The sequence below is a fragment of the Dokdonella sp. GW821-FHT11D02 genome (assembly GCF_058808595.1).
On record NZ_CM179520.1, the window covers coordinates 1,907,296 to 1,931,782 of the forward strand.

General features: G+C 68.0%; 28 protein-coding genes. 20 read left to right on the forward strand and 8 right to left on the reverse strand.

Annotated features, from left to right (window positions below):
- Positions 1 to 122 precede the first annotated feature (122 nt).
- From AC3QL3_RS08000 to serS, 3 genes are all read left to right on the forward strand, one after another.
- The gene (locus tag AC3QL3_RS08000) at positions 123 to 1,397 is read left to right on the forward strand and encodes an MFS transporter (RefSeq protein WP_492897849.1); all 1,275 of its coding nucleotides are present in this window, start codon (positions 123 to 125) and stop codon (positions 1,395 to 1,397) included.
- Between the two features lie 105 nt (positions 1,398 to 1,502).
- Positions 1,503 to 2,060: a hypothetical protein gene (locus AC3QL3_RS08005; RefSeq protein WP_492897850.1), complete on the forward strand. Its 558-nt coding sequence runs from the start codon at positions 1,503 to 1,505 to the stop codon at positions 2,058 to 2,060.
- Positions 2,061 to 2,138: 78 nt separating this feature from the next.
- Positions 2,139 to 3,416, forward strand: coding sequence for a serine--tRNA ligase (serS, locus tag AC3QL3_RS08010; RefSeq protein WP_492897851.1), 1,278 nt, complete (start codon positions 2,139 to 2,141; stop codon positions 3,414 to 3,416).
- Between the two features lie 129 nt (positions 3,417 to 3,545).
- On the opposite strand, the gene AC3QL3_RS08015 is transcribed toward serS, so the two are convergent.
- On the reverse strand, positions 3,546 to 4,685 hold the full coding sequence (locus AC3QL3_RS08015; RefSeq protein ID WP_492897852.1) for a DUF1615 domain-containing protein: 1,140 nt from the start codon (positions 4,683 to 4,685) through the stop codon (positions 3,546 to 3,548).
- A 198-nt stretch (positions 4,686 to 4,883) separates the two neighbouring features.
- Here AC3QL3_RS08015 and AC3QL3_RS08020 point away from each other — a divergent pair, with 198 nt between their 5' ends.
- Positions 4,884 to 5,243, forward strand: a complete 360-nt coding sequence (locus AC3QL3_RS08020; protein ID WP_492897853.1) for a YciI family protein — start codon at positions 4,884 to 4,886, stop codon at positions 5,241 to 5,243.
- Positions 5,244 to 5,285: 42 nt separating this feature from the next.
- On the opposite strand, the gene AC3QL3_RS08025 is transcribed toward AC3QL3_RS08020, so the two are convergent.
- On the reverse strand, positions 5,286 to 5,942 hold the full coding sequence (locus AC3QL3_RS08025; protein WP_492897854.1) for a glutathione S-transferase family protein: 657 nt from the start codon (positions 5,940 to 5,942) through the stop codon (positions 5,286 to 5,288).
- A gap of 296 nt (positions 5,943 to 6,238) precedes the next feature.
- Here AC3QL3_RS08025 and AC3QL3_RS08030 point away from each other — a divergent pair, with 296 nt between their 5' ends.
- Positions 6,239 to 7,750 (forward strand): DUF7933 domain-containing protein, encoded by a 1,512-nt coding sequence (locus AC3QL3_RS08030; RefSeq protein WP_492897855.1) that lies wholly within the window; start codon positions 6,239 to 6,241, stop codon positions 7,748 to 7,750.
- Positions 7,751 to 7,786: 36 nt separating this feature from the next.
- On the opposite strand, the gene AC3QL3_RS08035 is transcribed toward AC3QL3_RS08030, so the two are convergent.
- The gene (locus AC3QL3_RS08035; protein WP_492897856.1) at positions 7,787 to 9,040 is read right to left on the reverse strand and encodes an RNA polymerase sigma factor; all 1,254 of its coding nucleotides are present in this window, start codon (positions 9,038 to 9,040) and stop codon (positions 7,787 to 7,789) included.
- Between the two features lie 26 nt (positions 9,041 to 9,066).
- On the reverse strand, positions 9,067 to 9,417 hold the full coding sequence (locus AC3QL3_RS08040) for a YciI family protein (RefSeq protein WP_492897857.1): 351 nt from the start codon (positions 9,415 to 9,417) through the stop codon (positions 9,067 to 9,069).
- A gap of 164 nt (positions 9,418 to 9,581) precedes the next feature.
- Between AC3QL3_RS08040 and AC3QL3_RS08045 the strand changes: the two genes are divergently transcribed.
- Together AC3QL3_RS08045 and AC3QL3_RS08050 are read left to right on the forward strand one after the other, a co-directional pair.
- The gene (locus tag AC3QL3_RS08045; RefSeq protein WP_492897858.1) at positions 9,582 to 10,091 is read left to right on the forward strand and encodes a hypothetical protein; all 510 of its coding nucleotides are present in this window, start codon (positions 9,582 to 9,584) and stop codon (positions 10,089 to 10,091) included.
- Between the two features lie 215 nt (positions 10,092 to 10,306).
- Positions 10,307 to 10,573, forward strand: a complete 267-nt coding sequence (locus AC3QL3_RS08050; protein ID WP_492897859.1) for a DksA/TraR family C4-type zinc finger protein — start codon at positions 10,307 to 10,309, stop codon at positions 10,571 to 10,573.
- 31 nt (positions 10,574 to 10,604) lie between these two features.
- On the opposite strand, the gene AC3QL3_RS08055 is transcribed toward AC3QL3_RS08050, so the two are convergent.
- On the reverse strand, positions 10,605 to 11,531 hold the full coding sequence (locus AC3QL3_RS08055) for a tetratricopeptide repeat protein (protein ID WP_492897860.1): 927 nt from the start codon (positions 11,529 to 11,531) through the stop codon (positions 10,605 to 10,607).
- 167 nt (positions 11,532 to 11,698) lie between these two features.
- Between AC3QL3_RS08055 and AC3QL3_RS08060 the strand changes: the two genes are divergently transcribed.
- The 5 genes from AC3QL3_RS08060 (at position 11,699) to AC3QL3_RS08080 (ending at position 14,814) form a co-directional block, all read left to right on the forward strand.
- A complete protein-coding gene (locus AC3QL3_RS08060; protein ID WP_492897861.1) occupies positions 11,699 to 11,953 on the forward strand; it encodes a DUF3297 family protein in 255 nt (84 codons plus the stop codon).
- 30 nt (positions 11,954 to 11,983) lie between these two features.
- Positions 11,984 to 12,376 carry a YciI family protein gene (locus tag AC3QL3_RS08065; protein ID WP_492897862.1) on the forward strand — a complete coding sequence of 131 codons (393 nt, stop codon included), beginning with the start codon at positions 11,984 to 11,986 and terminating at the stop codon, positions 12,374 to 12,376.
- 37 nt (positions 12,377 to 12,413) lie between these two features.
- Positions 12,414 to 13,010, forward strand: a complete 597-nt coding sequence (locus AC3QL3_RS08070) for a 2'-5' RNA ligase family protein (protein ID WP_492897863.1) — start codon at positions 12,414 to 12,416, stop codon at positions 13,008 to 13,010.
- A gap of 102 nt (positions 13,011 to 13,112) precedes the next feature.
- Complete coding sequence (locus AC3QL3_RS08075; protein ID WP_492897864.1) at positions 13,113 to 13,700, forward strand: YceI family protein; 588 nt, start codon at positions 13,113 to 13,115, stop codon at positions 13,698 to 13,700.
- 316 nt (positions 13,701 to 14,016) lie between these two features.
- Entirely contained in the window at positions 14,017 to 14,814 is a 798-nt protein-coding gene (locus AC3QL3_RS08080; RefSeq protein WP_492897865.1) for a dihydrofolate reductase family protein, read from the forward strand.
- A 73-nt stretch (positions 14,815 to 14,887) separates the two neighbouring features.
- Here AC3QL3_RS08080 and AC3QL3_RS08085 read toward each other — a convergent pair whose 3' ends face one another.
- Positions 14,888 to 15,823: a hypothetical protein gene (locus tag AC3QL3_RS08085; RefSeq protein ID WP_492897866.1), complete on the reverse strand. Its 936-nt coding sequence runs from the start codon at positions 15,821 to 15,823 to the stop codon at positions 14,888 to 14,890.
- A gap of 180 nt (positions 15,824 to 16,003) precedes the next feature.
- Here AC3QL3_RS08085 and AC3QL3_RS08090 point away from each other — a divergent pair, with 180 nt between their 5' ends.
- The 3 genes from AC3QL3_RS08090 to AC3QL3_RS08100 are packed head-to-tail and all read left to right on the forward strand — an operon-like array spanning position 16,004 to position 18,173.
- A complete protein-coding gene (locus AC3QL3_RS08090) occupies positions 16,004 to 17,044 on the forward strand; it encodes a sensor histidine kinase (RefSeq protein ID WP_492897867.1) in 1,041 nt (346 codons plus the stop codon).
- Positions 17,044 to 17,784: a LytR/AlgR family response regulator transcription factor gene (locus AC3QL3_RS08095; RefSeq protein ID WP_492897868.1), complete on the forward strand. Its 741-nt coding sequence runs from the start codon at positions 17,044 to 17,046 to the stop codon at positions 17,782 to 17,784. Before AC3QL3_RS08090 ends, AC3QL3_RS08095 begins: the two co-directional genes overlap by 1 nt.
- Positions 17,785 to 17,807: 23 nt before the next feature.
- Positions 17,808 to 18,173 (forward strand): DUF6164 family protein, encoded by a 366-nt coding sequence (locus tag AC3QL3_RS08100; protein ID WP_492897869.1) that lies wholly within the window; start codon positions 17,808 to 17,810, stop codon positions 18,171 to 18,173.
- Here the strand turns inward: AC3QL3_RS08100 and AC3QL3_RS08105 are convergent.
- Positions 18,170 to 18,847 carry a class I SAM-dependent methyltransferase gene (locus tag AC3QL3_RS08105; RefSeq protein WP_492897870.1) on the reverse strand — a complete coding sequence of 226 codons (678 nt, stop codon included), beginning with the start codon at positions 18,845 to 18,847 and terminating at the stop codon, positions 18,170 to 18,172. The two genes, AC3QL3_RS08100 and AC3QL3_RS08105, sit on opposite strands and share 4 nt — an antisense overlap.
- Positions 18,848 to 19,111: 264 nt before the next feature.
- Here AC3QL3_RS08105 and AC3QL3_RS08110 point away from each other — a divergent pair, with 264 nt between their 5' ends.
- The gene (locus tag AC3QL3_RS08110) at positions 19,112 to 20,764 is read left to right on the forward strand and encodes a M28 family metallopeptidase (protein WP_492897871.1); all 1,653 of its coding nucleotides are present in this window, start codon (positions 19,112 to 19,114) and stop codon (positions 20,762 to 20,764) included.
- 6 nt (positions 20,765 to 20,770) lie between these two features.
- On the opposite strand, the gene AC3QL3_RS08115 is transcribed toward AC3QL3_RS08110, so the two are convergent.
- Positions 20,771 to 21,193: a YbaY family lipoprotein gene (locus tag AC3QL3_RS08115; RefSeq protein WP_492897872.1), complete on the reverse strand. Its 423-nt coding sequence runs from the start codon at positions 21,191 to 21,193 to the stop codon at positions 20,771 to 20,773.
- A gap of 171 nt (positions 21,194 to 21,364) precedes the next feature.
- Here AC3QL3_RS08115 and AC3QL3_RS08120 point away from each other — a divergent pair, with 171 nt between their 5' ends.
- From AC3QL3_RS08120 to AC3QL3_RS08135, 4 genes are all read left to right on the forward strand, one after another.
- Positions 21,365 to 21,736 carry a SnoaL-like domain-containing protein gene (locus AC3QL3_RS08120; protein ID WP_492897873.1) on the forward strand — a complete coding sequence of 124 codons (372 nt, stop codon included), beginning with the start codon at positions 21,365 to 21,367 and terminating at the stop codon, positions 21,734 to 21,736.
- A gap of 41 nt (positions 21,737 to 21,777) precedes the next feature.
- Complete coding sequence (locus tag AC3QL3_RS08125) at positions 21,778 to 22,491, forward strand: pseudouridine synthase (protein ID WP_492897874.1); 714 nt, start codon at positions 21,778 to 21,780, stop codon at positions 22,489 to 22,491.
- A 67-nt stretch (positions 22,492 to 22,558) separates the two neighbouring features.
- The gene (locus tag AC3QL3_RS08130) at positions 22,559 to 23,260 is read left to right on the forward strand and encodes a helix-turn-helix domain-containing protein (RefSeq protein WP_492897875.1); all 702 of its coding nucleotides are present in this window, start codon (positions 22,559 to 22,561) and stop codon (positions 23,258 to 23,260) included.
- A gap of 33 nt (positions 23,261 to 23,293) precedes the next feature.
- Positions 23,294 to 24,373 carry a hypothetical protein gene (locus AC3QL3_RS08135; RefSeq protein ID WP_492897876.1) on the forward strand — a complete coding sequence of 360 codons (1,080 nt, stop codon included), beginning with the start codon at positions 23,294 to 23,296 and terminating at the stop codon, positions 24,371 to 24,373.
- Positions 24,374 to 24,487 lie beyond the last annotated feature (114 nt).

Here is a 24,487-nt window from a genome sequence, read left to right on the forward strand (position 1 = left end):
TCCGATGTCGGGGTCATCCGCAGAGGCGCTTGCATGCACCGCCGCGGCAGGTGCTACGACCCGCTTGACCTTGATACGTACCGGTCAGTAACATTCGCGGATCGAACGTACCGGTACGTAACATGATAGCTCTTGCGAGAAAGCTGGGCCAGAACTACGCCTACGTCGCCGCCGGCGTGGTGTTCCTCGCGCTGCTGGTTGCGGCCGGATTGCGCTCGGCGCCGGGCGTGCTGATCGTGCCGCTGGAGCGCTCGTTCGGCTGGAGCCGCGACGTGATCTCGCTGTCGGCGGCGATCGGCATTTTCCTGTACGGCCTGGCCGGTCCGTTCGCGGCGGCCTTGATGCAGCGCTTCGGCATCCGCCGCGTGTTGATCACGGCGCTGATCCTGATGGCGGCGTCGACCGCGGCCAGTTCGCTGATGACGCGGCCGCTGCACCTGATGCTGACCTGGGGCGTGCTGTCGGGCGTCGGCGCCGGTTGCGTCGCGGTGGTGCTCGGCGCTGCGGTGGTGAACCGCTGGTTCGTGACCAATCGCGGCTTGATGATGGGCCTTCTGACCGCGAGCACCGCCACCGGCACCCTGATCTTCATGCCGATCCTGGCCGCGCTGGCGCAGTCGGGCGGCTGGCAGCCTGTGGTATGGGCGGTCGCCGCCGCCTGCGCCGCGCTGATTCCGCTGGTCTTGTGGCTGTTTCCGGAACGTCCGGCCGACGTCGGCCTGCGCCCCTACGGCGCCACCGCCGACACGCCGCCGGCCGCGGCGCCGACGCAGGGACCGTTGCAAGCCGCGTTCGGTGCGCTCGGGCGCGCGACGCAGAAGCGCGACTTCTGGTTCCTGATCGGCACCTTCTTCATCTGCGGCTTCACCACCAACGGATTGATCGGCACGCACTTCATCGCGTTGTGCAGCGATCGCGGTCTGGCCGAGGTGCAGGCGGCCGGCTTGCTCGCGGCGATGGGCGCGTTCGATCTGATCGGCACCACCTTGTCCGGCTGGCTGACCGACCGCTACGACCCGCGCAAACTGCTGTTCATGTACTACGGCTTGCGCGGTCTGTCGCTGATGTTCCTGCCGTTCTCGGATTTCTCGTTCTACAGCCTCGGCGTGTTCACCGTGTTCTACGGCCTCGATTGGATCGCCACCGTGCCGCCGACCCTGCGCCTGGCGAACGAGTCGTTCGGCGAGCGCGAGGCGCCGATCGTGTTCGGCTGGATCGTCGCCGGCCATCAGCTCGGCGCCGCCGCGGCCGCGTTTTTCGCCGGTGCGATGCGCACGGTGCAGGGCGACTACTTCTACGCCTTCATCATTGCCGGCGGCACCGGCCTGATCGCCGCGGCGCTGGCCTTGCTCGTGCGCGGCGCGCGGCCGCAGCAGCCGGCTTTCGCCGGCGCCTGATCGGACTCGCGGGCGCGCCTCCCGACCTTGCTGCTCTGCGGCGTGCGGCAGGCACGCCGCGGGCGTAGCGTGCGGCGACCTTGACTTGGGGAAGGGAGGTGCTTCATGCGCATCGTCGTCGCGGCGTTGCTCGCCGCCGTCGTGCTGTTCTTCTGGCAATTCGCTTCGCACATGCTGCTGCCGACCGGCGAGATGGGTTTCCGCGCGCCGCAAAACGAAGACGCCGTGCTATCGGTCGTCAACAGCGCACTCGGCCCGCCCGGCATCTACCACCTGCCGCACATCGACGGCGCCAAAATGAGCGACGAAGCGGCGATGAAGGCCTGGGCCGAAAAAGCCAAGGCGAATCCGTTTACGTTCGTGGTGGTGGCGCCGCCGCTGCAGGACGCCGGCAGCATGGGCCGCGAACTCGGCACCCAGTTCGCGACCAACTTCTTCGCCGCCTTGCTCGCCGCCTGGCTGCTCGCGGCGACCTTGTGGGGCTTCGGCGGAAGAGTCGTCGGCGCCACCGCGCTCGGTGTGTTCGGCTGGCTGGCGAACCTGCTGCCGCAGTGGACCTGGTATCGCTTCCCACCCGATTTCGTGTTGGCCAGCCTGGTCGATCAGGGCATCGGCTGGCTGCTCGCCGGCATCGTGATGGCGTGGTGGCTCGGCCGCCGTTAGATCGCGCCGCGGGCGCCAGCGAAGGAACGCGAAGGGCGCGGTTATAATCCGCGCCCTTCTTCGTTTCTGGAATGCCTCATGCTGGATCCGGCCCTGCTGCGCAGCCAACTCGATAACGTTGCCGAACGCCTCGCCACGCGCGGATTCGCGCTCGACCGTTCCGCGATCGAGGCGCTGGAGACGCAGCGCAAGCAGGCGCAGATCGAAACGCAGGAGCTGCAGAACCTGCGCAACACGCGCTCGAAGGCGATCGGCCAAGCCAAGGCCAAGGGCGAGGACGTCGCCGCGCTGATGGCCGAAGTCGCCGGCATCGGCGATCAGCTGAAGGCGAACGAGCACACGCTGGCCGAGGTGCAGGCACAGCTCGCCGCGCTGTCGCTCGGCCTGCCGAACCTGCCGCACGAATCGGTGCCGCAGGGCAAGGACGAGAACGACAACGCCGAGCAGCATCGCCGGGGCACGCCGCGCGCGTTCGATTTCGCGGTCAAGGATCACGTCGAACTCGGCGCACACAAGGGCTGGCTCGACGGCGACGCCGGCGCCAAGCTGTCGGGCGCGCGCTTCACCGTGCTGCGCGGCGAACTGGCGCGGCTGCATCGCGCGCTGGCGCAGTTCATGCTCGACCTGCACACCGGCGAGCACGGCTATCTCGAATGCAACGTGCCGCTGCTGGTACACGGCGACGCGATGCAGGGCACCGGTCAGCTGCCGAAGTTCGAGGAAGATCTGTTCTCGACCACGGTCGGCGACACCAAGCGCTATCTGATCCCGACCGCGGAAGTCTCGCTGACCAACCTCGTGCGCGAAGAGATCGTCGAGGCCGACAGCTTGCCGCAGCGCCTGACCGCGCATTCGCCGTGCTTCCGCGCCGAAGCCGGCTCGCACGGCCGCGACACGCGCGGCTACATCCGCCAGCATCAGTTCGAGAAGGTCGAGCTGGTCGCAATCACCAAGCCGGCCGAGAGCTGGGACGAGCACGAGCGCATGACGCGCTGCGCCGAAGTCGTGCTGGAGAAGCTCGGCCTGCCGTACCGCCGCGTGCTGCTGTGCACCGGCGACATGGGCTTCGCCGCGGCCAAGACCTACGATCTCGAAGTCTGGCTGCCGTCGCAGAACACCTATCGCGAAATCTCGTCCTGCTCCAACTGCACCGACTTCCAGGCACGCCGCATGCAGGCGCGCTGGCGCAATCCGGACAGCGGCAAGCCCGAACTCGTGCACACATTGAACGGCTCCGGCGTCGCCGTCGGCCGTGCGCTGATCGCGGTGATGGAGAACTACCAGAACGCGGACGGCTCGATCACGGTGCCGGAGGTGCTGCGGCCTTACTTGGGCGGCGCCGAACGCATCGTTTGAGCGCAAATGCTGTCCCCTCTCCCGCTTGCGGGAGAGGGTAGGGTGAGGGCGATCGGAGTATTGCGCTCCGCTTCCCCTCGCCCGCGCCTAAGGCGCGACCTCTCCCGCAAGCGGGAGAGGTGTGAATCCTCAAGAGCGCCGGCCGGCCGCAGGCGTCTTCGCCAAGCAACGCTGATAACGCTCGTCGACGCGATTGGCGAACCATTCGGTCGTCAGCGTGCGCGTGATCTTCGGGCTCTCGAGCTTAATACGCGGCAGCAAGGCGCGCGGCAGCGGCTTGCGTTCGAGCCGCTCGGCCAGCGCGAACACGCGCTCGTACAGCTTGCTTTGTGCGAACTCGGCGCTTTCGCCTTGGCCGAGCGCGCGGCGGATCTGCGCATCGCTCAAATCGATCTGCTTGGCCAATGTGCGCACCGCCAGTTCGGTCGCGCCGGGTTTGTCGTCGTCGTAGTTGACCAAGTCGCCGTCGAGCGCAAGCGGAATGCCGGAAGCGAGACTCACCGCGCTCTGGAACGCCGCGTTGCGGCTGGCGTAGAAACCGGCGTTGAAGTCGGCGAAGCGATAGATCATGCGATCGTAGTCGACCGGGTAGCCGAGCAGATGCGCGATGCCGAAGTAGACGCCGCCGCGGCGCGCGAACAACTCGTGCCGGATCGAATCCTGCGTCGCGTAGGGATAGGGATGTTCGCGTGCATGGCGCTCGGCGAACGCGACGCTGACCTGCATCGGCCCACCGGTGTGCACCGGATTGGAGCCGGCGAATAAGCGCTGGCCGAGCGGGATGCGGTCGATCAGATCCTCATAAACCAAGCTGAGTTCGCGCTCGCTGCGCACCGCCGCGATGCGATCGGCGTAGCTGCGGCCATCGGACGATTTGACCGCCAGCGCGCCGCGCACCAAAAGTTGCGGCACGTGATGCTGCTCGGCGCGGCGGTCGATCTCGGCGCGCGCGATCTTGCCGAGGTTCGGTACGGTCGGATCGACGGTGAAGGTCGATTCCTGTTCGATCACCGCCAGCGTTGCGCACAGGTTGTCGGTACGCGGCTCGATGCCGAGCGCAGCGAACGCGGCAGCAATGTCGGTGGCCCAGCCGTTGCGGTCCTTGGCCCCGGCCGGCAGCAGGCGCACGATCTCGGCGCGCACGTCGGCCGGGCGGCGCATCGGGCCTGCCGGTTTCTGCGTGGCGCAGCCGGCGAGCAAGGTCAGTACGGCGAGCAGAGGAGCGGCTCGGCGCAAAGCCGGCCGCAGTGGAGACGAAAGCGTGAACATGGCTGGGCTTATTACGGCAGGGGCGCCGGCTTGTCCATCTCGGCCGGCGCCGGTCGCGGCCGGCTTTGCGAATGTTTTCTTCGCTGCAGCTGTCGATTCGCGTGGGCTCGGATCGTCGTCTCGACGAAGGCCGCGCCTCGGTCTCGTACCGGCGCGCGGACCCGAATCTACGATGAACTTGCCACGAGGAGTACCGCGATGCGTTTTCTTTCCCTCATCCGCGTTCAGGGTGACAACAGCCAGCAGCCGAGCGAGCAATTGATGGCCGACATGGGCCGGCTGATGGCCGAGATGAGCGCGGCCGGCGTGCTGCTCGACACCGCCGGCCTGCGCCCGCCGGCCGAGAGCGCGCGCGTGCGTCTCAGCCGCGGCAAGGTCAAGGTCACCGACGGTCCGTTCGCCGAGGCGAAGGAGATCGTCGGCGGCTATGTGATGCTGCAAGCCGCCTCGCTGGCGGAAGCGGTCGAATGGACGCGCCGCTTCCTGCTCATCCATGGGGAGGCGTGGGAGATCGAATGCGAAGTGCGGCCGCTGGACGAGGCGAGCGCGCAGTCCTGAACGCGTGGCGGGAGCTGCGCCGACGCAGCTCCCGCACCCGGTTCAATCGCGATCCGGCGCGCCGAGCGGAAACAGCGGCCGGTACGGCCGCGCTTCGTCGACCGCGCGTGCGAATGAAGGCCGCGCGAGCAGGCGCCGGCGATAGGCCAGCACGTTGACGTAGGCGGCGTCGATCGGGTGGGTCCAGTCGGCGTAGAACAAGAACGGCGCCGCGCCGCAATCGGCCAGGCTGAACGCATCGCCGCAGGCCCATTCGCGCCCCTGCATGCGGCGCTCGAGCCAGGCGTAGGCGGTGTCGAGCATGCGCCGTGCTTCGGCGACACCATAAGCGTCGCGTTCCGCTTGCGGGCGGATGCTGTCGAACACGATCTTCTGCTGCGGCGTCGATACGTAGTTGTCGAAGAAGCGATCGAGCATGCGCACCTCGAGCGCGCTGTCGGCGTCGGCCGGCAGCAGGCGTTGCGGTCCCGGATGATGCAGGCCGAGGTATTCGACGATCGTGCTCGCCTCGATCAGCGTGCGGTCGCCGTCGACCAGCAGCGGAAAGCGCTTGATCGGCCACAGCGCCTCGAATTCCTGCATCCATTGGGCTTCGCCGAGCACGCGGTACTCGAACGGCGTGTCGTTCTCGTACAGCGCGATCAGCACCTTCTGGCTGTAGGACGAGAACGGGTGAGCGTAGAGCTTGGGTCGGGACATGCGCACATCTCCTGAACGGTCGGGTCGCACGCGGGATCGTTTGCGGCGATTCGTTCTGGCGACGAACGAGGACGCGCCAGATCGACAAGGGCCGCTTCTCACCACCGTGCGCGAGCGCGGGCCTCGCGCTGCCGCCGTCGGCAGCGCGGGTTGCTGCGCGGACGCGCAAGCAACGACACGCCGACGCGCGATGCGATTTGCGACGCGCGCGCGCGCGATCGCGTCTGCGCGCATGTCGTCCGAAATCCGCCATCTCGCGGCTCGCGCGACGCACGTTCATTGGGAAAGGAAATGACATGCAACTGCGGTGTTTCGCGTTCTTCCTGCTGCTGGCCGCTGCCGGCAGCGTTCACGCCGTTCCGGTTTTCGACGATGCGGCCTGCGCCGCCGGCGCGCCCGGCCTGATCCTTCACGACGACGACCTTGCCGACGATGGCTACCACTTCGGCCAGGAAGTCGTCTCGGCCCGCGTGGTCGACAAGTTCACGCCGCTGGCCTATCCGGCGACGTTCTCGCGCGTGTGCATCTCGCTGTTCTCGGGCGAAGGCGTCGAGTCGCTCGACTTCGACGTCGTGGTCTACCAAGACGACGGCGACAACGGCGGGCCGGGGACCTTGCTCGCCTCGATGCCGGCCGGCGGCGGCGTGCTGCAACTGTTCGACTTCCCGTTCACGCCGCGCTTCGTCTCGCTCGATATCGCCGATCTCGGCATCAACCTGACATCGGGCAGCGCCTACATCGGGCTGCGCTGGAATCCGTCGCAGAACGGCGGCGATCTGGTCTACGTCAGCGCCGACCTGTCGCCGCAAACGCCGCAGGGCAGCGCTTATCTGTCCTACGACGAGGGGGAGTGGAAGCCGGCGAGGGAAGTGCTGCCGAACTATCGCGCCCTGATCCTGCGCGCGGTCGGTGCGCCGGGCGGCGCGCGCGCGCCGTGGCTGCGCACGAGCTTCGCGCCGGCGCGCATCATGGCGAACGAAACCAGCACGCTGTCGATCAAGCTCAGCAACGTCAGCCAGCCGAGCGCGGCGGTGCTGCAACAGGCCTTCGTCGATGTGCTGCCGGCCGGACTCGTCGTCGCCGCCGTGCCGAACGCGAACAGCACCTGCGGCGGCGCGCTCGAGGCGACGCCCGGCGCCGGCTCGTTCGCGCTCGCGTCTGGCGGCTCGATCCCGGCCGCCGGCACCTGCACGATCGCAGTCGACGTCACCGCGGCCGCCGACGGCGACTATCTCAACACTCTCGCGGCCGGCGCGTTGAACACGCAGCATGGTTCCAACGCCGACGCGGCGCAGGCCAACCTGCACGTCGGCTACGTGTTTCCCGAGCCGTATTGCAACGCGACCTTCCCGGGCGATACCTGGCCGATCGCGCGCGTGCAGTTCGCCGGCATCGACAACGCCAGCGATGCCGCGATCGGCGGATCGCCGCCGCTGGAGAACTTCACCGCGATCGTTGGTCATGTGGCAGCGGGGCAGACATTGCCGATGACGGTCAAGGGTCGGACCGAAAACCCCGCCGTCGTCACTGCCTTCGTCGACTGGAACCACGACGGCGATTTCGACGATGCGGACGAGAGCTATCGCATCGGCGAGCTGGCCGAATCGAGCGGCGTCGACGGCGTGCAGGTCAGCGCCGGCATCACCGTGCCGCCGACCGCGCTGGCGGGTGCGACGCGCCTGCGCGTGAGCTTGATGGCCGGCGGCGCGGCGATGGCCTGCAACTGGCTCGGCTTCGGTCAGGCCGAGGATTACACCGTGCAGGTCGCCGGCGGCGATCCGATTTTCGCCGACGGCTTCGAGGGCTGAGCGTCGTGCGGCGATGCGTGCGTCGCCGCGTGTACTTCAAGTAATCAATGCGATTTGCCGGCGCCGCAGGAAGCGGCGCACGGCTTCGTCGCGTTCGAGCCCGATCGCGATCTCGTACGCCGCGTGCGCGTCGCGCGCGGCGCCGCTGCGCGCGAGCAGTTCGGCGCGCGCGGCCCAGTAGGGTTGGTATTCGGCCAGTCGCGCTTCGTCGGCGCAGTCGGGCAATTCGGCCAGCGCCGCGTCGGCGCCGCGCAGTTCGGCCAACGCGAGCGCGCGATTGATCGCGACCACCGGCGAGGCGGTCAGCGCGGACAAACCGTCGTAGAGCTGCAGCACGGCCGTCCAGTTCACCTCGCCGCGGTGGCGGCGCTCGGCGTGCGCGGATTGCAGCGCGGCTTCGAGCTGATAGCGGCCGATCGTGCCGAGCGTGCTCGCGCGGCGCAACAAGGTTTCCGCTTCGTCGATCAAGGCGTGGTCCCAGCGCGTCATGTCCTGTTCGGTCAGCGGCACGAATTCGCCGCTGTCGTCGCGCCGCGCGCGGCGCCGCGCATGCGCGTGCAGCAGGCAGGCGAGCAGGCCGAGCGCTTCCGCTTCGCGCGGCAGCAGGCCGGCGGCGAGCCGCGCCAGGAACAGCGCTTCTTCGACCAGGTCGCGGCGTTCGAGATCGACGCCGCCCGGATCGGACCAGCCTTCGGTGAAGGCGGCGTAGATCGCGTCGAGTACGCTGCCCAGACGCGCGCCGAGTTCGTCCGCGTCCGGCACGCGCAGCGGAATGCCGGCCTGGCGAATCTTGTCTTTCGCGCGCACCAGCCGCTTGCTCATCGCCACCGGCGAGGTCAGGAAGGCCGAGGCGATGCGTTTGGCGTCGAGTCCGAGCACCGCTTGCAACATCAGCGGTGCGCGCACGCCGGCCTCGATCGCCGGATGCGCGCAGGCGAACATCAAGGCCAGCCGCTGGTCCGGTATCGACGCGTCGTCGTTTGTCTCGGCCGCATCTTCCAGCCGTTGCCACTGTTCGAGCGCTACCTCGCCGCTGCGGCGACGGCGCGCGCCGTCGATCAGCTTGCGCCGCGCCACCGTCAACAGCCACGCCTCCGGATTGGCCGGACAACCGCGCGGCCATTCGGCCAGCGCGGCGGCGAACGCATCGGCGAGGGCGTCTTCGGCCGCGGCGAGGTCGCGCGAACTCGCCGCCAGAAACGCGACCAGCTTGCCGTAGCTGCGTTGCGCGACGGCGGCGATCGCGCGGCGAGCGGCGTCTTCGGCGGCGTGGCTGCGGTCCGGTTCCATGCCGCCGATTTTTAGCACGCGCGCGCTCAGTCGGTCGGCCAGACCGGCCGCACCTCGACGATGCCGTGATAGGCGCCGGGACAGCGCGCGGCCCAGGCGATCGCGGCGTCGAGGTCGGCCGCCTCGATCAAGTAGTAACCGCCGAGCTGTTCCTTGGAATCGGCATACGGTCCGTCCAGCACCTGCGGCTTGCCGTCGGCGACGCGCACCCGCGTCGCCGATGCCGCTGCGTGCAGGCGATTGCCGCCGACCAGTGCGCCGGCCTGAGCCAGCGCTTCGGTGTAGGCGACGTAGGCCGCCACGCCTTCTTCCTGTTCCTTCTCGCTCAACGCATCCCAGCCTTTCTCGTTCGAATACAACAGCAAGAGGTATTGCATTGCAGTCTCCTTCGTCGTGGACGGCCGCAGCGCCGTCGCTTCGATGACGTTCGGGTACCGGCGTTTTGGACAAGTCTGGCAACTCTTTGCGGCGGACGCTGTGCGAGGATCGAAACGGAGCGGGGTGTACCGGCCCTGCTAGTCGCTACCCTTGGGAGAGATTCATGTCGACTCAATACGCCACCGCCACGCCCGCCAGTACGGTCGCCGTCGCACCCATCGCTTGGCCGCAGGTCGCCGTGGGCGGGCTCTTGATCGCGCTGGGCGACGCCGCCTTCGCGACCACCTACTGGTTTACGTGGACCGCGGCCAACGTGATGCGCATGTTCCAGTCGATCGCGATGGGCGTACTCGGCACGGCCAGCTTCGACGGCGGCGCCGCCAGCGCCGCGCTCGGCGCCACTCTGCATCTGGTGATGGCGACGATGTTCGTGGCGGCCTATGCGCTGGTCGCGCAGCGCCGGCCGGCCTTGCTCGACCGCCTGCTGCCGTACGGTTTCGCCTACGGCTTCTTGATGTACCTGATCATGAATTTCGTGGTGATGCCGCTGTCGCGCGTCGGCCGCGCGCCTTCGCTGGAACATCCCGAGCGGCTGTTGCCGGTGATCGCGGCACATCTGGTGTTCGGCCTGATCTGCGTGCTGTTCGCGCGGCGTGCGCTGCGCGGGCGCTGACGAGAGCGCAATCGCGTCATCTCCCTCTCCCGCTCGCGGGAGAGGGCCGGGGTGAGGGCGAGGGGAGTGAGGCGCGTCGGCTCGAGCAATGCGTTTTAGACGCCCGCCTGCAAGACGCGCCGACTTGATCGCCGCGCCCGCGGACCGCATCTGGAGACAGGCGACGCGCAGCGCGAACGCGCGTAGGCTGCCTATCCCTCCAGAGGAAATCCGCCATGGCTACCGGCTGGGCCGGCGACGGCGCCGTGCAAGACCAGATCGACGCGACCGTGAAGGACGCGATCGAGCGCGCGCGCAGCCGTCTGCCGCAGGGCGCCGGCCGCAGCCATTGCGAGGAATGCGAAGCACCGATTCCGGCGGCGCGCCAGAAGGCCGTGCCGGGCGTGCGTTTGTGCGTGGCCTGCCAGCAGGAACACGATCGCGCCGCCGAAGCTTTCAGCGGCTACAACCGCCGCGGCAGCAAGGACAGCCAGCTGCGTTGAGCGGCGCCTGCGCGTCGCAGCGTCCGGCTTTTCAATCCTCTTCGTCCGGCCCGCGCCACCAGATTGTCCCCGGTGCCGGTTCGGACGGCGCCTGCGTGCGCGTTTCGATGCCGTCCACGCGGCGGCCGCGGCCGCCGCCCTTCCAGCGATCGAGCAGCTGCACGACCGACGCTCGGCTCTGCGCGGCGATGCCGAGGTTGCGCTCGCCGCTCCAGCCCGAAGTCTCTTCATGCCGATGCGGCGCGCCGTAGCTGCAACGCAGGCAATAGTGGCCGATCGATTCGGTCCAATCCTCGGTCGCCCCGATTCCCGGTACGCGTATTTCCAAGAGCGCGGACAGATCCGTTTCGTCTTCGCAGCGCACGAAAACCGCGTGCGTTTCGAACTCCGAGGCGGACAGGCGCGCGAGCGCGTTGAACACCGGCACGTTCGTACGGCCGAACGCGCGCTCGCCGGTTCTGGCACCGTCGTGCAGCACGACATCGCCGTAGCGGTAACCGCTTTCCGGCAGCGGCACGTTCATCAGCCGTGCGCGCACGACATCGAAACGGCGCGCGAACAAGGTCTCGCCGTCGCCCCACGGATTGAGCCGGACGCTGACCACGCCGAAATCGGCCTCGACCGGACCCTCGCCCGGCGGCAGCCCGATGCCGCAATCGGTCCAGAGCCGGCGCACTTCGGCCCACTTTCCCAATGCGGTCGCCGCGATGCCCGCATTCCACAGGCTGGCCGGGTCGGGCTCTTCGTGCAGTTCGATCGCGCGCAGATTGTGTTCGAGCGACGTGGGCCAGTCGCGCAGGTACTTGTGCACCAAGCCGCGCATGTAGTGATAGGCGGGCCAGTCCGGGTTCGTTTGCAGAAGTTGCGCGAACAGCGTCGAGGCGGCGGCCAGATCGCCGCCCTCGAAGGCGGCATAGGCGCGCTCGTGCAAGTCTTCTGCGTCGGCTTCGACGGGCATGGCCGCGGTTTCCGGTAAGGGCGATGGAGAGCGGAATCTTATCGGAGGCGACGGCCGCGGCAGAGTCGGACTCGCGGCGGCGGAACACGCTCGTCCGACGCCGATTGGATTCGACAAAACCGGGTCGGAATCGCATAGTAGGCGTTTGCCAGAATGGGCACGCGCCGATGACCGACACCTTCCCCGACCGCCTCAGCGTCGATCCGAAAAGTCCCTATCACGACGCCGATCTGCTCGCGCGCGGCATCGGCATCCGCTTCAACGGGCAGGAAAAAACCAATGTCGAGGAATACTGCATCAGCGAGGGCTGGATCCGCGTCGCCGCGGGCCGCGCGCTGGACCGGCGCGGCAATCCGATCACGCTGAAGCTGAAAGGCGAGGTGATTCCGTTCTTCCACGATTCCGCCAAGACGGAGTCTTGACGCGGCGCACGCGCCGGCAGGAGCTCGAGCATGAAATTTCTGGTGATGATCTACAACGACGATTCGCTGCTGAAGCAGATGCCGGCGGGCGAATTCGACACGACCATGCGCGGCTGCTTCGAGCACGCCGACGAGTTGCGCGAAGCCGGTCATCTGCTCGACTCGCAGCAGCTGCACCCGCCGGCGACGGCGAAGACGCTGCGCGTGCGCGCCGGCCGCACCACCATCGTCGACGGCCCGTTCGCCGAGACCAAGGAGATTCTCGGCGGCTTCAATCTGATCGAAGCGGCCGACATGGACGAAGCGCTGCGCATCGCGGCCGAATTCCCGTGGGCCGCCACCGGCTGCATCGAAGTGCGGCCGGTGGTCGACATGGATGCGGTGCGCCGGCGCGTCGGCGCAGCCGTCGCCGCCAACGCCTGAGCATGCGGGCGCGCGCCGTCATGCCCGGCGCTGCGCGATGAACGTGCCGCCGGCGACCGGCCAAACCAGCCTGGCCGGGTTCGAAGCGGCTGAGCCGAGCGACCGGCTGTTTTTCGCCGTCTATCCGGACGCGGACACCGCGGCTCGCGCATCCGCGCTGGCCGGCGCGCTGCGCCAGAAGCACGGCTTGCACGGCAAGCCGCTGGCCGCCGAGCGTCTGCACGTGACGCTGCATCATCTGGGCGACTACGCCGGTGTGCCGGCCGACGTCGTGCGCATGGCCAGCGCGGCGGCCGCGCGCGTCGAGTGCGCGCCGTTCGACATCGCGTTCGAGCGTGCGCAGAGTTTCGTTGCGCACACGGCGAGAAAGCCCTTCGTGCTGCTCGGCGACGACGGCGTTGCGGCGGTGACTCAGTTGCAAAGCCAACTCGGTGCCGCTTTGCGCGCCGGCGGGCTGGCGCGCTGGGTGGCGCCGCAGTACACGCCGCATCTGACGTTGCTCTACGACGCGCGTGTGCTCGCCGCCGAAGCGGTCGAGCCGCTGCACTGGCGAGCGAGGGAGTTCGTCTTGGTGCGCAGCCTGCTCGGACGCAGCCGGCACGAGGTGCTCGCGCGCTGGCCGCTGCACGTATGAGTGCAAAAAATTGCTCGTTGCGCGCGCGGCTTGTCGATTCCGACCGTTCGCCTACGTCGTACTGAATGAAAGCGGCACCGCGCCGCCTACAGGGAGAAAACCATGTTCCGCACCGCCGCGATTCGTTCCTTGTCGATCTTGCTCGCATCTACCGTCGCCGCCGGCGCCAGCGCTGCGCCGGCCACTTACACGCTCGATCCCAGCCATACCTATCCGAGTTTCGAAGCCGATCACATGGGCATCTCGGTTTGGCGCGGCAAGCTCGATCAGAGCACCGGCAAGGTCGTGCTCGACAAGGAGGCCGGCAGCGGTACGGTCGACGTCAATTTCGAGTTGAACAGCATCGACTTCGGTCAGAAAGCCTTGAACAAATGGGCGCGCGGCAAGGAATTCTTCGATACCGCCAAGCAGCCGAAGGCGAGCTACAAGGGCAAGCTCGACAAGTTCGTCGACGGCGCCCCGACGCACGTATCGGGCGAGCTCAGCCTGCACGGCGTGACCAAGCCGGTGGAACTGCGTATCGAGCACTTCAAATGCATCCAGCATCCGATGCTCAAGCGCGAGTATTGCGGCGCCGATGCTTACGGTTCGTTCGACCGTTCCGCCTTCGGCCTCGACGCCGGCAAGGACTTCGGCTTCGACATGAACGTGGCCTTGCGCATCCAAGCCGAGGCGGTGCGCGACAAGTAAGACGCGGAGGGGGCCGACGCATCGGCGCTCACGCGATAAAAAATTCGGCAGCCGGTCGAGATCGACGCGATAGAAGTCGCTCGGCCGGGTAGCGCCGAGCTTTTGCACGTGACGCTGCATCATCTGGGTGACTACGCCGGCGTGCCGGCCGACGTCGTGCGCACTGCGCTGGCGAGCGAACGAGTTCGTCTTGCTGCGCAGCCTGCTCGGACACGGCCGGCACGAGGTGCTCGCGCGCTGGCCGTTGCGCGGTTGAGCGCAGGAACAGTCCTGAGGCGAGCGCGAGGCTTGCCGACTCGGACCCTTCGCCTAGCCCGTGCTCGAGATCAGCCGTGCCAGCGAGCGTCTCACGGCCGCCCTGGATTCCGGATTCAAAAAAGTTCGCCGCGCTTGTCGATTCCTACCGGTCCGGTTCGTCTTCAGTGACATCAGACCACCAAGCAAGGAGTACGACGTGAGAAAGATCATCGTGGGTGCCTTCATCAGCCTCGACGGCGTCATGCAGTCGCCCGGAGGACCGCAGGAAGACCCGGTCGGCGGCTTCCGCTTCGGCGGCTGGTTCGCGCCGCTGATCGACGAAGCCACGGGCAGCGCGATCGGCGAGATGCTGGCCAAGCCGTTCGACCTGCTGCTCGGCCGCAAGACGTACGACATCTTCGCCGCGCACTGGCCTTACGTCGACAAGGACGATCCGATCGGCCCGGTCTTCGACCGCATCACCAAATACGTCGCCACCCGCGACGCAGGCCGCAACTTGAGCTGGCAGAACAGCGAAACGCTCGGCGCCGATGCCGTCGCCACGCTGAAAAAGCTGAGGCAGTCGGACGGTCCGGACCTGCTCACCCAGGGTTCCAGCGATTTTCTGCGCACGCTGTTCGCCGAAGGCCTGGTCGATGAGGTGAACGTCTTCATCTCGCCGGTGATCCTGGGCAAGGGCAAGCGCCTGTTCGACGACAGCGGTAAGCCCGGCAATCTGAAGCTGCTGTCCTCGACGGTGACGCCGTCCGGCATCATCCACGCGAAATATGTTCCGGATGGCGAGGTGAAGACCGGCTCGTTCGAATTCGATACGCCGACCGATGCCGAACTTGAACGCCGCAAGAACCTGAGCTAACAAAAAAATGGCGCCGGATGAGGGTGCCCGCGTCCCCATCATCCGGCGCCGAATGCTTCGGCCGGCGCGCCAGCTACTTCGGCAGTCGGTCGAGATCGACGCGATAGAAGTCGCTCGGTTGGGTCGCGCCGAGCGAGCGCGCGAAGAACAAGGTGTTGCTCTCCCAGCGCATCGTCGGATGGAACTCGTCGTCGGCGCTGTTCACGCAGGGGCCGAGATTGGTGCCGCTCGTCCATTGGTGCCAGCGATCGCGACGCGCGACGTACAGATCGCCCCAGCCGTAGCCGAGGTCGGTGAGGCCGTCGTTGGGGCGGTCGAGACGCGCGAAGATCATGGTGCGGCCGTCCGGCGCGATGTCGGGATTGAATTCCCAACGCTCCGGCGTATTGACGCCGGGGCCGAGCCGCTCGGCCGGGCCGAAGCGGCCGTCCCACTGACGCCGGCTGCGCCAGATGTCGACGTCGCCGGATGGGATCGGCGCTTTCACGCGCGCGAAGTAGAGATTGCCGAGCAGGTCCAGGCTCGCGTACAGCTCGTCGTAGCCGTCGGCGTTGGGTCCTTCGCCCAGATGCACAGGCTCGCTCCAGCCGCTCGGCGTGCGTCGCACCATCCACAGGTCCATGTCGGTCTTGGCGTGGCCGTCGACCGGACGCATCGACGAAAAGATCAGGTGCAGGCCGTCGAAGGTGACGAACGGATCCATGTCCGGATACTGGCCCGAGAACGGCGCCACCGCCGGCGTCGACCAGCCGCCTCGCGGCAGGCGGTGAGAAGTCTGGATCGCAATCGGGCCGCGCGTGCCCGGCCACCAGCTGGCCGAGGCCGACCAGTACGCGCGCAGACGCGTCGGCGTGAAGTTCAGGCGCCACTCCCATTGGCCCGGCAAAGAGATCACGTCCTCGGCGAATTTTTCGGCCGGCTCGCAGGCGCCGGAGAGGGTTTGCGCCGGCACCTCGGCGGCCGCGAAGACGGCGGCGAGCGCGCTGGCGAGAATCGGAACGGAACGCATCGAAGCACCTCGTTGGTGGTGAATCCGCGCCGAGCATCGACCGCGAAAGCGCGCCTGCGAAGCCGTGCGGGGACCAAGCGCGCGGCCGGCGGGACGAACGCCACGCACGCGATTGCAAGTCGCCGCGACGCGCAATACCGTGGCCGCATGCCGCATCGAACCGCTCTGACGATCGCCTGCGTGAGCGCCTGGTGGCTGTTCAGCGGCGTGGTCGGCGCGGCGCAGACCATGACGATGGTCGAGGCGACCGCGCAGCGGCTGCCGTGGCAATACGTGCTGCGCACCGAACTCGCCAGCGACCTGTTGTGGATTCCGTTCACCCTGATCTTGTTCGCCTGCGTGCGGCGCGTGCCGTTCGAGCGCGGGCGCGTGCTGCGCGCGGCCGGCGCGCTCGGCCTCGCCGTCGCCGTGGTCGTGCTGCTGCGCGCAATGGCGGTGTTCGCGCTGAACGGCGTAGTCGGCTGGTATCCGCACGGCACGCCCTCTTTCGAACGCCTGCTGCTGACCAGCGTGTTCAACAATCTCTTGATGTGCTGGATGATCGTCGGCGTCGCGCACGCGCTGATCTACGCCGAGCGTGAATCGCGCCGCCGCCGTCAGACCGTCGAATTGGAAGCGCGCTTGAACGAAGCGCGGCTGCAGGCCTTGTCGGCGCAGCTCAATCCGCATTTCCTGTTCAACGCGCTGAACTCGATCGCCGAACTGGTGCATCGCGACGCCGATGCGGCCGACCGCATGCTGGTCGGCCTCGGCGTGCTGTTGCGCTACAGCCTCGACGGCGCGCGCACGCAGGAAGTCGCGTTGCGCGAAGAACTCGAATCGCTCGGCAACTACGTCGAGATCGAGCAAGTGCGGCTCGGCGCGCGCCTGCGTTTCGAATGCTCGATCGCGCCCGATGCGCTGCGTGCGCGCGTGCCGCGACTGCTGCTGCAACCCTTGGTCGAGAACGCGATCCGCTACGCGATCGCGCCGCGGCAGGCGCCCGGCTGCATTCGCGTGAGCGCGCGCAGGCACGCCGGACGGCTGCTGCTCGAAGTCGTCGACGACGGCGACGGCCGCGGTAGCACGAGCGGCGGGCGTGGTATCGGTCTCGACAACACGCGCGACCGTCTGCGTGTCTTGTACGGCGCCGACCATCGTTTCGAGGTACGCCGCGGCGACGACGGCGGCGTATCGGCATGTCTGGAAATGCCGTTCCGGCCGATCGCGGAAGCGGCCTGATGCCGGCCCTGCGCGCCCTGATCGCCGACGACGAACCGCTCGCACGCGCACGCCTGCGCCGCCTGCTCGAAGCCGACGGCGGCGTCGAGGTGGTGGCCGAATGCAGCGGCGGCGGCGAGGCAATCCGCGCCTTGCATCGACAGCGGCCGGACGTCGCCTTCCTCGACGTGCGCATGCCCGAGATCGACGGTTTCGACGTCGCCCGTCAGGCGTCCGACGGCGCGACCCAGCTGGTCTTCGTCACTGCGTACGCGGAGCATGCGTTGCGCGCGTTCGATGCGGCCGCGGTCGACTATCTGCTCAAGCCGCTGGCGCCCGAACGCCTGCGCGCGGCGTTGCAGCGCGTGCGCCGCCGCCGCGCCGAGCGCGAAGGCGGGCAGGGGGCACCGCCGACGCACGCCGCGGCGCGCATCGCGGTGCCGTCCGGCAGCGGCGTGCACCTGCTCGCGCTGGCCGAGATCGAGCGCGTGACGGCGCAGGCCAATTACGTCGAGGTACACGCCGGCGGCCGCAGCTATCGGCTGCGCGAGACGATGGCCGCGATGGAAGCGCGCCTGCCCGAGCCGCAGTTCGTGCGCGTGCATCGCTCGGCGATCGTGCGCGTGGACGCCGTGCGCGACATCGAAATCTTGGACGGCGGCCGGCATCTTTTGCATTTGAGCGGCGGTGCGCGGGTCGCCGCCGGACGCGGCTATCGCGAGCGCTTGCGCAGCGCACTCGGCCTGACCGCACCGCGCTGACCGCCGCGCGCTACGATGCGCGCATGCCCAGCCTTTTGTTGAACCTGCGCCACGTGCCCGACGACGAGGCGGACGAAGTCCGCGCGCTGCTGAACGAGCGTCGCATCGAGTTCTACGAAACGCCGCCGAGCCGCTGGGGCGTGTCCGCCGGCGCGATCTGGATCGCCGACGAAGACGCCGCGCCGGCCGCGCGCCGCGTGCTCGACGACTATCAAGAACGCCGCCGCACGCAGGCGCAAGCCGAGTACGCCGCCGCGCGCGAAGACGGCAGCGCGCCGACCTGGTGGACCATGCTGCGCGACGAGCCGTTGCGCCTGTTGCTGGTTTTGCTGACCGCGGTGTTGCTGCTCGGTTTGCTCGCGTTGCCGGCGTTCCTGATGTCGCGCTAGTTCGCCAGGACCGGCGCGTTGGCCGTGCGGCGATACGTCAACAATCGCCCGCGAAACGGCGGCGGCTCTTCCGGCGTCATCGGCCCGCGCCATTCTTCGGCCGCATAGCCTTGCGCGAGCAGCGCACGCGTCAACAGCGCGCTGTTGCCGCGGCCGGGGTCGGCGATGACGATTTCGGCCTGCGCTTTGGCATGACGTTCGAGCACCGGCGCGAGCTGGGCAGCGTGGCCGCGTTCGTACAGGATGTCGCTGCCGATGATGAGATCGAACTGGCCGAGGTCGTGCGCCGGTTGCGTCCATTGCAAGTCGCGGTACGGCACCGGCGCGAGGCCGTTGAGCGCGGCGTTGTCGGCCAGGAACGTCGGCGCCAGCGGATGATGGTCGCTGGCCAGCACGTCGGCGCCGCGCTGTTGCAGCACCAGGCTGGCGAGGCCGAGGCCGCAGCCGAGTTCGAGGATGCGTTTGCCTTCGATCGGATGGCGGCTCATCGCCTCGGCCAAGAGGCAGCCGGCCGGCCAGACGTGACCGAACAAGCTCCATTGCGCCGAGGAGATGCCGGCGCGCTCGGCGCTGCCGTCGGCGTCGTCGTATTGCTGCAGATCGCTGAGCGCGCGGATGTGCAGTTCGTGCGCGCCGAAGCGCAGCGTGAGCAAGCGGGTCGTATAAGCGGTCATCGCGGCATCTTATGCGAGCGCGCACGCACGATGCGGATCGATACCGCACATTCGTCTCCTGCAGGTTTTGCGCGCGGTGCTCGAAACATGCGGCCGCGGAAGGCCGCGGCCGGAAGCGTCGAAGTCGTCGCGCCAAAAGTTCGATGGCGACCGGCAGCTCGCAGCAATCCCGCACGGATCGCAAACAGTTACCCCGCAGTGCGGCTGGACCTCGCGCGGAGCCGGGGCTAGCATCGAACGCTTTCCGCTCCGGAGGGTCCGCTCTTGAAACGCCTGCTCGCATCCTGCATCGCCGTCGCCTTGTCGTCGTCCGCGTTCGCCGAAAAAGCGCCGACCTTCGATCCGAAGCGCCTGTCCGACGACGTCAAAACCCTCGCCTCCGACGCGTTCGAAGGCCGCGGTCCGGCCACGCCGGGCGAAACCAAGACGGTCGAATTCATCATCGCGCAGATGAAGGCGGCCGGCCTGCAGCCGGGCGGCGATCTCAAGGACGGGCAGCGCGCCTGGACCCAGGCGGTGCCGCTGGCGCGCTCGGAGATCAGCGGCACGCCGAAGTTCGCGCTCGGCGTCGGCGGCAAGAGCGAGGCTTTGACCCAAGGCGAGCAGCTCGCCGTGCGCGCCGCGATGGAAGGCTCCAAGTCGGTCTCGATCAAGGACGCGCCGCTGGTCTTCCTCGGCTACGGCGTGGATGCGCCCGAGCGCAAGTGGAACGACTTCAAGGACGTGGATCTGAAGGGCAAGATCGGCATCGTGCTGATCAACGACCCCGATTTCGAAAGCGGCAAGGGCGATTTCGGCGGCAAGGCGATGACCTACTACGGCCGCTGGACCTACAAGTTCGAAGAAGGCGCGCGCAAGGGCGCGCTCGGCATCCTGATCGTGCACGAGACGGCGCCGGCGTCCTACGGCTGGAACACGGTCAAGAACTCCAACACCAACACCATGTTCGACGTCGTGCGCGACAGCGGCGCGGCGGTGCATCCGAAGATGGAAGGCTGGATCCAGCGCGATTTCGCGGTCGATCTGTTCAAGCGCGCCGGCCTCGATTTCGAAGCGCAGAAGAAACTGGCGCAGACGCGCGAGTTCAAACCGGTCGAACTGAAGGGCGCCACGCTCTCGGCCGACTACGCGGTCGATCAGAAAGTCATCACCTCGCAGAACGTGGTCGGCCGCATCGAGGGCACGCAGCGGCCTGACGAAACGGTGATCTACAGCGCGCACTGGGATCACCTCGGCGTCGGCGAGGCGGACAAGAAGGGCGACAAGATCTACAACGGCGCGGTCGACAACGGCACCGGCGTGGCCGCGCTGATCGAGATGGGCCGCGCGTTCGCGGCGGCGCCCAAGCCGCAGCGTTCGGTCGTGTTCCTGGCGGTGACGGCGGAGGAGAAGGGGCTGCTCGGTTCGGAGTACTACGCGTCCAAGCCGCTTTATCCGCTCGGCAAGACGGTCGCCGACATCAACATGGATGCGCTCGATCCGGGCGACCCCGCGCGCGACTTCACCACCTCGGGCAGTGCGAAATCGGACCTGCTCGATCTTCTGATCGCCGACGGCAAGAGCTTCAAGCTGACCTACACGCCCGATTCGCATCCCGAAGCCGGCTACTTCTTCCGCTCCGACCACTTCCCGTTCGCCAAGCGCGGCGTGCCGGCGGTGTCGTTCGGCTCGGGCGACGACCTGGTCAACGGCGGCAAGGCGGCCGGCGAAGCGGCGGCGAAGGACTACACCGCCAACCGCTATCACCAGCAGGGCGACGAGTGGCAGGCCAGCTGGAGCTTCACCGGCATGGCACGCGATCTGGGCCTGCTCTACAAGCTCGGCAGCGAACTGGCCGATTCCAAGCGTTGGCCGGACTGGTCGAAGGACTCGGAATTCCGCGCCGCGCGCGATGCGAGCGCGGCGGATCGTCGCTGAGTTCGCTCAGCGTTCGCCGGCGGACAGCGCGGCGCGTACGAGCGGCAGCTCGACGCGCTGCGTCTTGCCCGGATCGACCGGCACGCGCGCATCGGTGATGAATTCGAGCCGGCCGCCGGCGGCGCGCAGGTTCGCGCGCAGTGCGTACTGCCGCGTCGCGTCGATCTTGCTCGCATCGAAAGGCAGCGCGAACTCGTACGGCGGCCGGCGCAGCTCGCCGAAGGTCTGCTGCGCCAAGGTCGCGCCGCGGTCGTCGATCAATTGCACTTCCAAGGTCGCGCCCGGCGCCAGCACGAGGTGTTCGCGGTAGACCGCCTGGCCGCGGATCGCCGCGCCCGTCACGGTCGGCGTCGAGGGGGTCTTGGGCGGCGGAACCGATTGGCAGGCGGCCAATCCCGCGGCGAGGAACAAGAGCAGCAAACGGCGCATGGCGCGAACCTGGACGAACGAGCAAGTGCCGCGTTTTACACGTTGTACGCGCGACTTGCACGTGCGCTTGCGGCGCCTCGGACAGGATGCACGCCGCGGCCGAGCGGCCGGCGACATGCACGCGTCACCGCAGCGGACTATGCTGCCCCTTTCGAGCGAACAGGAGACGTCATGAGCACCGAACGCATCGCCGCGCGCCTGGTCGAGCTGTGCCGCAAAGGCGAGTTCGCCCAAGCACAGGACGAGTTGTACGCCGCCAACGCGGTCAGCATCGAACCGGACGGTTTGCCGGAGGGCATGCTCGGCACTGTCGAAGGGATCGACGCGATTCGCGAGAAGGGGCGCCAGTTCCGCGAACGTACCGAAACCCTGCACAGCCTCACCGTCAGCGACGCGCTGATCGCCGGCAACTGGTTCAGCGTGACGATGTCGATGGACATCACGATGAAGCAGTTCGGCCGCATGACGATGGGCGAGGTGTGCGTCTACCGCGTGCACGAGGACAAGATCGTCAGCGAGCAGTTCTTCTACGACGTCGGCTGAGGCCGCCGGCACGAACGTGCGCAGCCGGCTAAAATGGCCGGATGCGTCTGAACAAACACATCGCCGAGACCGGCTACTGCTCGCGCCGCGAAGCCGATCGGCTGATCGCCGAGAAGCGCGTCAGCGTCAACGGCCGCGCCGCCGGCATCGGCACGATCGTCGCCGAGGGCGACGAAGTCCTGGTCGACGGCCAGCCTCTGCTGGCGCGGCGCGCCGCCAGCGCGACGCGCAAGCACGTCTACATCGCCTTGTACAAGCCGGTCGGCGTCGTCTGCACGACCGAGCGCGAAGTCGACGGCAACATCGTCGATTTCGTCGACCATCAGCAGCGCATCTTTCCGGTCGGCCGCCTCGACAAGGATTCGGAAGGGCTGATCCTGATGACCAGCAACGGCGACATCGTCAACGAGATCCTGCGCGCCGAGAACCGCCACGAAAAGGAATACCTGGTCGCGGTGAACCGCCCGGTCACGCCGGAATTCCTCACCGGCATGGCGCGCGGCGTGCGCGTGCACGGCCAGGTGACGCAGCCGTGCAAGACCGCGCGCATCGCCAAGTTCGGCTTCCGCGTGGTGCTGACGCAGGGCCTGAACCGGCAGATTCGCCTGATGGCGGCGGCGTTCGGCTATCGAGTGACCCAGCTGCGGCGCGTGCGCATCGTCAACATCAAGCTCGGCGCGCTGAAGATGGGCCAGTGGCGCAACCTGACCGACGTCGAGCTGCGCGGCCTGTTGCCCGAACGCAGCGCGTGGTGAGATGGCTGGCTGCGGCCAGTGACCAATGGCGCTGTCGCGCTCCGCGCCGCGCGACTAGGCTGAGCGCATGCTGACCTCCTACGAAACCCGGCACCGGCGCGGCGACGCGCTGCCGACGCACCGGCATCGCGGCGCCTATGCCGCGCTGGTGGTCGAAGGCGGCTACGAAGAGAACAGCGTCGACGGCCCGCTGGCGTGCCGGCCCGGCGTGCTGCTGCTGCATCCGCGCTATCACGCGCACGGCAATCGCTTCGCCGGCTCCGACGCGCGCGTGATCAATCTGGCCTTGCCGCACGCGACCGAACTCGCGCAGGCGCAAGCCTGGCTGGTGCCGAACTTGCGCGAAGCGATCGAGGTTTTCCGGCGCGCGCCCGAGCGCTTCGAGGAGCTGCGTGCTGCTTGTGCGAACTACGAAGCCGAGGCGGCGCCCGCGTGGCAGCGCGAATTCGTCGCCGCGCTCGGCGCCGACGATCGGCCGATCGCCGAGATCGCGCGCGGCTATGGCATCTCCGCCGCGCACGCGAGCCGCGTGCTGGCGGCGTCCTACGGCATGCCGCCGCGCGCGTTGCGGCGCGAATTGCGCTGGCGGCGCGCGTTGCGCCTGCTCGCCGGCCCGGCGCCGCTGGCCGAAGTCGCGCTCAGCGCCGGCTTCAGCGACCAGAGCCACTTCACCCGCATCGCGCGCCTGCACGCCGGGCAGCCGCCGCAGGCATTGCGGCGCGAGATCAAATCCGTTCAATACGCGGCACGCCGCGCCGCGCTGCAATAGACGCAACGCCGCAAGGCTTGCCGGAAGAAAACGATGCGACACGCGTCGTCTTGGACGAAAACGCTGGTGTGTTTCCTGTGCCTGCCGCTCGCCGCGGCGGCGATCGAACCGGCGACCACGCCGGCCGCGCGGCAGGCGATCGACGCGTCGACCAGCGCGGCGCTGCAAGGCGATGCCTCGCGCACGCTCGAAGCGGTCGGCTCGGTCGCGGCGGATCAATTCGCCGGCGTCGACGCCGACTATCGCGCCTGCCTGTTCGGTCGCTTCCAGCGCGACACGCCGCCGTATCTGGCCGGCGCGGTCACGGACGCGTTCGTGCGCGAGCTGCTGGCGACGTACCAGGATTACTGGTGGCACGCGTTGAAGGCGCCGGCCACGCGCGATGCGCTCGATGCCGCCTTGCTGCAGAAGCTGCGCGGTCTGCTCGGTGACTCTCATCAGGGCAGCCCCGACCTGGGCAAAGCGGATCAAGAATGGGATGTCGTGGAAGAACGCCTGGGCCAGCGTCTGCGCGAACACGGCTTCCATTCGCAGCTCGGTCGCACGCCGCCGCTGCGCGAGCTGATGGTCTGGCGCAAAGAGACCACCAAGCCCTACCGCGTCGTCTTGCCCGACAGCGAATTTCGCGTCGATGCGCAGCTGCTCGACGATTTCGTCAGCCGCGGCTGGAGCTACTACGCACGTTGCGGCCGCGGTTCGGCCGGCGGCTGGGCGGCGGACGACCGCATCTACGCGGTCGTGCCCTGGTTCGACGGCAAGCTCGATTCCGACCGCTTCCGCGCCAGCCTGCTCGGCCACGAGACGCAGCATTTCTCCGATCTCAAGCGCTTCCCCAAACTGGAGGCTTGGGAGTTGGAGTACCGCGCCAAGTTCACCGAGCTGTGGATGTCGCGCACGACCACGACCGAACTGTTGCAACGTTTCGCCGCCAGCCAGAGCGACGACAAGGAGTCGCCGCACACCTACGCCAACAAGCGCGTGCTGGCTGCCTTGCGCGAGGAACTCGGCACGCACGGCGTCACCGCTGCCGCGCCCGATCTCACCGACGTGCCGCTCGAGCGCCTGCGCGCGGCTGCGCGCGAGGTGCTGTTGCAGGATTCCAAGCGGCGCTAGGCGTTCGCTCGAGTCATACACCGAAAGCCGAGCCTTCCCCTCTCCCGCAAGCGCGAGAGGGAAAGGCGAAAGCAACGGCGCAGCAATTCGCCGCCGCCTGCGCCATTGGTCCTA

Excerpts from the sequence above, each read along its gene's own strand:
- AC3QL3_RS08030 (WP_492897855.1), top strand. The coding sequence starts at position 6,239 with ATGCAACTGCGGTGTTTCGCGTTCTTCCTGCTGCTGGCCGCTGCCGGC.
- AC3QL3_RS08025 (WP_492897854.1), bottom strand. The coding sequence starts at position 5,942 with ATGTCCCGACCCAAGCTCTACGCTCACCCGTTCTCGTCCTACAGCCAG.
- AC3QL3_RS08115 (WP_492897872.1), bottom strand. The coding sequence starts at position 21,193 with ATGCGCCGTTTGCTGCTCTTGTTCCTCGCCGCGGGATTGGCCGCCTGC.
- AC3QL3_RS08135 (WP_492897876.1), top strand. The coding sequence starts at position 23,294 with ATGCGACACGCGTCGTCTTGGACGAAAACGCTGGTGTGTTTCCTGTGC.
- AC3QL3_RS08130 (WP_492897875.1), top strand. The coding sequence starts at position 22,559 with ATGCTGACCTCCTACGAAACCCGGCACCGGCGCGGCGACGCGCTGCCG.
- AC3QL3_RS08125 (WP_492897874.1), top strand. The coding sequence starts at position 21,778 with ATGCGTCTGAACAAACACATCGCCGAGACCGGCTACTGCTCGCGCCGC.
- AC3QL3_RS08095 (WP_492897868.1), top strand. The coding sequence starts at position 17,044 with ATGCCGGCCCTGCGCGCCCTGATCGCCGACGACGAACCGCTCGCACGC.
- AC3QL3_RS08070 (WP_492897863.1), top strand. The coding sequence starts at position 12,414 with ATGAACGTGCCGCCGGCGACCGGCCAAACCAGCCTGGCCGGGTTCGAA.
- AC3QL3_RS08035 (WP_492897856.1), bottom strand. The coding sequence starts at position 9,040 with ATGGAACCGGACCGCAGCCACGCCGCCGAAGACGCCGCTCGCCGCGCG.
- AC3QL3_RS08060 (WP_492897861.1), top strand. The coding sequence starts at position 11,699 with ATGACCGACACCTTCCCCGACCGCCTCAGCGTCGATCCGAAAAGTCCC.
- AC3QL3_RS08085 (WP_492897866.1), bottom strand. The coding sequence starts at position 15,823 with ATGCGTTCCGTTCCGATTCTCGCCAGCGCGCTCGCCGCCGTCTTCGCG.
- AC3QL3_RS08020 (WP_492897853.1), top strand. The coding sequence starts at position 4,884 with ATGCGTTTTCTTTCCCTCATCCGCGTTCAGGGTGACAACAGCCAGCAG.
- AC3QL3_RS08100 (WP_492897869.1), top strand. The coding sequence starts at position 17,808 with ATGCCCAGCCTTTTGTTGAACCTGCGCCACGTGCCCGACGACGAGGCG.
- AC3QL3_RS08120 (WP_492897873.1), top strand. The coding sequence starts at position 21,365 with ATGAGCACCGAACGCATCGCCGCGCGCCTGGTCGAGCTGTGCCGCAAA.
- serS (WP_492897851.1), top strand. The coding sequence starts at position 2,139 with ATGCTGGATCCGGCCCTGCTGCGCAGCCAACTCGATAACGTTGCCGAA.
- AC3QL3_RS08065 (WP_492897862.1), top strand. The coding sequence starts at position 11,984 with ATGAAATTTCTGGTGATGATCTACAACGACGATTCGCTGCTGAAGCAG.
- AC3QL3_RS08050 (WP_492897859.1), top strand. The coding sequence starts at position 10,307 with ATGGCTACCGGCTGGGCCGGCGACGGCGCCGTGCAAGACCAGATCGAC.
- AC3QL3_RS08055 (WP_492897860.1), bottom strand. The coding sequence starts at position 11,531 with ATGCCCGTCGAAGCCGACGCAGAAGACTTGCACGAGCGCGCCTATGCC.
- AC3QL3_RS08040 (WP_492897857.1), bottom strand. The coding sequence starts at position 9,417 with ATGCAATACCTCTTGCTGTTGTATTCGAACGAGAAAGGCTGGGATGCG.
- AC3QL3_RS08015 (WP_492897852.1), bottom strand. The coding sequence starts at position 4,685 with ATGTTCACGCTTTCGTCTCCACTGCGGCCGGCTTTGCGCCGAGCCGCT.
- AC3QL3_RS08000 (WP_492897849.1), top strand. The coding sequence starts at position 123 with ATGATAGCTCTTGCGAGAAAGCTGGGCCAGAACTACGCCTACGTCGCC.
- AC3QL3_RS08075 (WP_492897864.1), top strand. The coding sequence starts at position 13,113 with ATGTTCCGCACCGCCGCGATTCGTTCCTTGTCGATCTTGCTCGCATCT.
- AC3QL3_RS08045 (WP_492897858.1), top strand. The coding sequence starts at position 9,582 with ATGTCGACTCAATACGCCACCGCCACGCCCGCCAGTACGGTCGCCGTC.
- AC3QL3_RS08005 (WP_492897850.1), top strand. The coding sequence starts at position 1,503 with ATGCGCATCGTCGTCGCGGCGTTGCTCGCCGCCGTCGTGCTGTTCTTC.
- AC3QL3_RS08105 (WP_492897870.1), bottom strand. The coding sequence starts at position 18,847 with ATGACCGCTTATACGACCCGCTTGCTCACGCTGCGCTTCGGCGCGCAC.